This is a genomic window from Candidatus Electrothrix sp., assembly GCF_052785085.1.
Genome location: NZ_JALAAI010000187.1, coordinates 1 through 5,060, shown reverse-complemented (window position 1 = coordinate 5,060; position 5,060 = coordinate 1). Strand labels below are relative to the sequence as shown.

Below are 5,060 nucleotides of genomic sequence, written 5' to 3'. Positions count from 1 at the left end.
CAAAGAGCTGACCGAGAAATCTCTTCAACTGCGGTTTGTTGAGCAGTAATATTGTTCAGTCGAGCAAGGAAAAAAGCCTTTTTTCCTTGAAAAGGGAAAATGTGGTCTATGGCTTCACGGATTCAGGTATTATTTATATTGTCGCAGTCGATAAAGGTACATTCAGCTTTGAGGTTATAACGCCAGTATATCGGATCATTTTTTATATAATTAATATTGTTCTGGGAACCGTCAATGATCAGGCCGAACCAGTTGTCATTCTGAAGTAAAAATCTGGTATTTGCTTCGGTATAATTCTGAACCCCGAATTCGATAAAAATCTTACTTTGGATTGGAATGTTGTGGATTAGAAATTGTATGATTCCATCTTCTCCTGTTTGAGAAGAAACCTTGAATTCGTAATCACGAAAATCAGCCGGTTTTTTATGACATAATTGACGTGCTTCAATTCGACCAAGTGCTTTCTGTATATTGTCAAGGCGTTCAAATAACTGCTTGAATAACTCCATATAGTTTTTAAGTTTGGCAATCATCACTTTACAATTCATTTGGTTAAATGGAATGTTTTAGCAACATTATTCCGAAGGTTGCGTTTCATATTTCTTAATAATTCTCTAGGGATTAAATTTGGCATCCTGTAATACATTTTCTTGGTTTCAGGATGTCGCGAAAAACCAAATTTATCCAGTTTGTCTGCAAATTCGAGTTCTGCTCGTAATTCACTGGGGGTTTTTAGATATTTCGATCCCAAAAACTCATCGACAACGGCCAGCTGCTCAGGAGTTGATTCTTCAATTGGATTTGAAAACAGTTCAAGGAGCTTTTTAGTAATATCCTGATCGGGGGTTGATACATCTCTTTCTAAAATACTTGTTGGTGCTTCTCTAGCCGGGGCATGATATCTAATGAAGAAAAAAGAGCACCCGGCTTTAACGGAATAAAAAAGATGGCTACCTAATTCGTTGCTTGCTGAATACTTATGTGCTGAACAAAGATAATAAAGTCTATACAGAAACCAAGGGTCAAACATATGCCCTGCCGAAACAACCCTGAAACCTCTTTCTTCAAATAATTTATGGTGCCCCAAATTAAAGTCTTTCCAGTATATACATATGGTAACAGGCTTATATTTGTCTTCTAGTTGTTCAATATCTGCGATGATTTTATCAAAGTTAAATGTTGCTGTAACATGATGAGTTGAATGGGATGGGAAAAAAATAGTTCCTTTCCGTACAGGCTTGGGTTGATATTTCAGCAATTCAGTCAAATAAATAAAAGGTGAAGCAGCCGGAATAATAATTTTATTTGTTTTCTTCTTATATATTTCGTAGCGATGTGGTGAATAATAATAGATACAAGGAATGGTGGTATTTTTTTCTGCTTCCCAAACAAAATATCTAGAGTAACTCACGCCATGTGGGAAAACTACTTTCAGCAATTTTTCATGTGGAATTGAACAATATTCCTTGATGATCGAATCTATTCCATAAAAAGAATTAGGTTTAAATAATTCATTTGTTTCCAGTGGGCGGTCGTTGCATAGTTTATGCAAATCTCTTTGATCATCAATAGCTTTGTCTAATGTTAGCATCTGCTTTACTCCAGCATATCCCATGTTAAGGCCGTACCTCTGCTGACTGATTTCTTGATTTTTTTTCCTAAAACAATTTCATAGTACTTAGGCTGTATGCCATAACCAGGACGGATTATCCTAAGATTTGCTTTAGTAAATAAATCTCCTTTTTTCATATCTTCCACAACATACAAAGAACGACGGTATACCAGGGATTTCTGTTCCGCATTGCTTGTGCCATAACTGACTTTCCCCATCGCCTGCCAAGCCCGCTCAGTCTCTAACACTAACGCCGCCATTTCTTCCGGTTCCATAGAAAACGCAGAATCCACGCCACCGTCGGCACGGCGTAAGGTAAAATGCTTTTCAATTATCGTTGCGCCCAGTGCCACTGCCGCAACCGCCGTACCGATGCCCATGGTGTGGTCGGACAAACCGACTTGGCAACCAGTGGCTTCGCGTAAGTTGGGGATAGTCAATAAATTACTGTTTTCCGGCGTTGCGGGATAGGTACTGGTACATTTTAGCAGAATAATATCTTTTGCGCCCGCTTCTTTTGCGGTGCGGACGGTTTCGTCAATTTCCCCCAGCGTTGCCATGCCGGTGGAGATAATCAGCGGTTTGCCGGTGGCGGCGACTTTGCGCACCAAGGGTAAATCGGTCATTTCAAACGAGGCAATTTTGTAGCATGGCACATCCAGGGTTTCCAAAAAATCAACAGCCGTGTCATCAAACGGTGTGCTGAATGGGATGATACCCAGTTCCCGTGCCCGGTCGAAAATGGGTTTGTGCCATTCCCAGGGGGTGTAGGCTTCGCCATACAGTTCATATAAGGATTTCCCTGCCCACAAGCTGTCAGGATCGCTAATGTGAAACTCTCCTTCGTTCAGATCCAGCGTCATGGTGTCGGCAGTATACGTTTGCAGTTTTAAGCCATGTACTCCCGCTTTTGCCGCCACTTCGACAATTTCCAATGCCCGTTCAAGGGAGTGGTTGTGGTTGCCGGACATTTCGGCGATGATGAAGGGCTTATGCTTATCTCCAATACTATGTTGATCAATCCTGATCATGATAAGTTCCTTGCTGATATTCCGATATATCTTCCCAAGGAGAATGCTTCAGCCGCTTCAACGCCAATACAAGCTCCTCGCCATTTAGCTAGATATGAGACCGCCTCAACTGATCGTGCATGAGGCCAAGACCGCATTTCGGATTGATACGCTTCCAATGCTTGCATTTTTTCAGCCAATGAGTCAGTTACATCTTCAAACCAGTTAGGCTGAAAAGATGGGGTTGAGTACCCCATTTGCCATTCCGTGCTGGAGGGTATTTCAAAAAATAGCAATTGCTGTACAATATTACCATCAGGTTGAGGGCGGCAAGCTGTAATCACAGCCTCATGCACTCTCCTGTGATCAATATTCAAATCATTGGCATGGTGTGTGTAAACAATATCAGGCTGATGTATTGCAAAAATTGCTTCCACTGCTTTAATAATATTCAAGCGGTCAACAGAGTCCATACGGTTATCAGGGAAATTTAATAACTCTAACGAGTGAACGCCAAGAGTCACATTTGCTGACTTAGCCGCAGCAGCTAATTGGCTTAATTCAGAAGCCCGCTTATTGCGATCACGGACGGCCTCACTGCTGGTGATGCCTTCCGCCATAATAACAGTGTGGACGCTGTCTCCCTGTTTTACTCGTTTGGCAATACTTGCACCACAGCCAAGAATTTCGTCATCGGGATGAGCGGCAACAACAAGAACTTTCTTCATATTTTTGTGCAACAAAATTCCAGGAGGCAAAGTTCCAATCGTTATCAGGGAGTTCTCTCTTCACTGTTTTGTGCTCCATCACCAACATGTTAAATTTTTTAAATAATTCCAGTAAATGTTTTTTATCTGAAAAGTGTACTCGTCCTAGATTGGAAAAAGAGCCTTCTGTGTAGCCCGTACGTGTATAAACGTCTTCCGTCTGTTTCCCCCCATGGCGATAATCCGAATATTGGGTGGAGAACCAGTCTATACCAATAAACTTACCCATGGAACTCAAACTATTATATACATCAGCTATTCCCGACCCAAAACACCTTAACATCTTGTAATGGTTAAAAACGGTAAAAAATAGATTGCGAAAGCTTTTTGCAAAATACTGATCTCGTAAGAAAAGATCGAAAACGGCTAATTTCTTAAAATCAGTATGACAGAAATGTCTTTCGTAAACTTTTTCCAGTCTTGTTTTCATTATTTCAGCTTGTTAAGTTCATTCAAACCGGGAATCGCTGTATATACATGACTAATCGTATTTTGAATGGCGGATGTTGTATTGTGGGTTAAAGCGGCCCTGTCGACAATTAAATCAAATTTTCCTAAAGATAAGGGAAACTCAGTAGTAAAGTCCCCTATTATAATATTATCTTCAAGCATTGGGTAACGTCTTACAATATTTTCAACAATGGTTCGACTTCCCTCTATTGCATAGTATGCCACATTCTGGGAAAGAAAAAAGGGAATATTCGCACCCGCACCACAGCCAAGTTCAAGCACACGAAAGCTTTTCGGCCTCGGCTTGGAATACCTCATGACAAAGCTTATCAAATCACTCCAGGGCCAAAGGCTCATATGTGTATTTGCTTGATAGCTATTCTCCCATTCTGATGAGAAACTCATGATGAGGCTCCTGTAATTAAAGCAGTGTTGTCAGTGTTCATCCAAAAATCGACAATGCCCATAGCGGGTAAAAAATCACCATGCAATTGTGAATAACAGGGATGCTGATAGTTCTGATATTCAATGGCAATACCCTGCTCCTGAAAATCTTTTTCAATTAAATAATTCTTTCCAAGTGTTCCTGATATATAGTGATCAGCATGAAACTGTTGACATAAATCCAATATCAAATCAGATTTCTTGGGGCTTAAAGGCAAGTCACCGGAGCGTAAAATTTTGGTATTGACATCAAGTGCTTTTAGCCAAAAGAGCAAGTGCTCATAGCATAGCTCACTGATAGTTTCATAGCTATGTTGATATAAGCTTTCTATTTTTTGGTAGCATTCCTCAAAACGAGGGGCTTTTTTGTAATTGAAATAGATATTCTTCAAATGTTTTTGCGACCAGTTTTTACTATTGTCGATTTTAGTCTCAAGCAATGTCGACTGGATATGCCCCTTGCTCTTAATTGGGATTGTCAGCCAAGTGGAACCTTGAGGTGTTTTTATACGGTTTCTATTGATATAGCTGTTTTTTTCGTATTGGACGGTATCCAGAAAGATGAATATATCGCTACGGATAATTTTATCAAAGTAGCCAAGCCAAGGGAGATATGCTGGTTGGTGGGCTGACAAAATCACTCAAGCGTCTAATGGCACGACCTTAAGTGGTTGACCACAGGATTACGCCGTTTGTCTTCTTGGTACTGTCAAACGAGGGTAGGCCTTTGGACGACGCTTCACAGCCCGCGGTTCACTGCGACCTGGTCTATTTCCT

At 40.7% G+C, this 5,060-nt stretch carries 7 protein-coding genes; all 7 read right to left on the bottom strand.

The window, feature by feature from the left end; genetic code table 11:
* Nucleotides 1–122 precede the first annotated feature (122 nt).
* Genes L2082_RS18365 through L2082_RS18335 form a run of 7 tightly spaced genes read right to left on the bottom strand, consistent with a single transcriptional unit; the run spans nucleotide 123 to nucleotide 4,918 of the window.
* Entirely contained in the window at nucleotides 123–536 is a 414-nt protein-coding gene (locus L2082_RS18365; RefSeq protein WP_446012105.1) for a hypothetical protein, read from the bottom strand.
* An 8-nt stretch (nucleotides 537–544) separates the two neighbouring features.
* Nucleotides 545–1,615: a hypothetical protein gene (locus L2082_RS18360; protein ID WP_446012104.1), complete on the bottom strand. Its 1,071-nt coding sequence runs from the start codon at nucleotides 1,613–1,615 to the stop codon at nucleotides 545–547.
* Entirely contained in the window at nucleotides 1,597–2,643 is a 1,047-nt protein-coding gene (gene pseI / locus L2082_RS18355) for a pseudaminic acid synthase (protein WP_446012103.1), read from the bottom strand. The genes L2082_RS18360 and pseI overlap by 19 nt, the downstream gene beginning before the upstream one ends.
* The gene (locus L2082_RS18350; RefSeq protein WP_446012102.1) at nucleotides 2,640–3,350 is read right to left on the bottom strand and encodes a PIG-L deacetylase family protein; all 711 of its coding nucleotides are present in this window, start codon (nucleotides 3,348–3,350) and stop codon (nucleotides 2,640–2,642) included. The genes pseI and L2082_RS18350 overlap by 4 nt, the downstream gene beginning before the upstream one ends.
* Nucleotides 3,313–3,819: a hypothetical protein gene (locus L2082_RS18345; protein ID WP_446012101.1), complete on the bottom strand. Its 507-nt coding sequence runs from the start codon at nucleotides 3,817–3,819 to the stop codon at nucleotides 3,313–3,315. Before L2082_RS18345 ends, L2082_RS18350 begins: the two co-directional genes overlap by 38 nt.
* On the bottom strand, nucleotides 3,819–4,244 hold the full coding sequence (locus tag L2082_RS18340; RefSeq protein WP_446012100.1) for a class I SAM-dependent methyltransferase: 426 nt from the start codon (nucleotides 4,242–4,244) through the stop codon (nucleotides 3,819–3,821). The genes L2082_RS18345 and L2082_RS18340 overlap by 1 nt, the downstream gene beginning before the upstream one ends.
* Complete coding sequence (locus L2082_RS18335; RefSeq protein ID WP_446012099.1) at nucleotides 4,241–4,918, bottom strand: WbqC family protein; 678 nt, start codon at nucleotides 4,916–4,918, stop codon at nucleotides 4,241–4,243. Before L2082_RS18335 ends, L2082_RS18340 begins: the two co-directional genes overlap by 4 nt.
* Nucleotides 4,919–5,060: the final 142 nt, after the last annotated feature.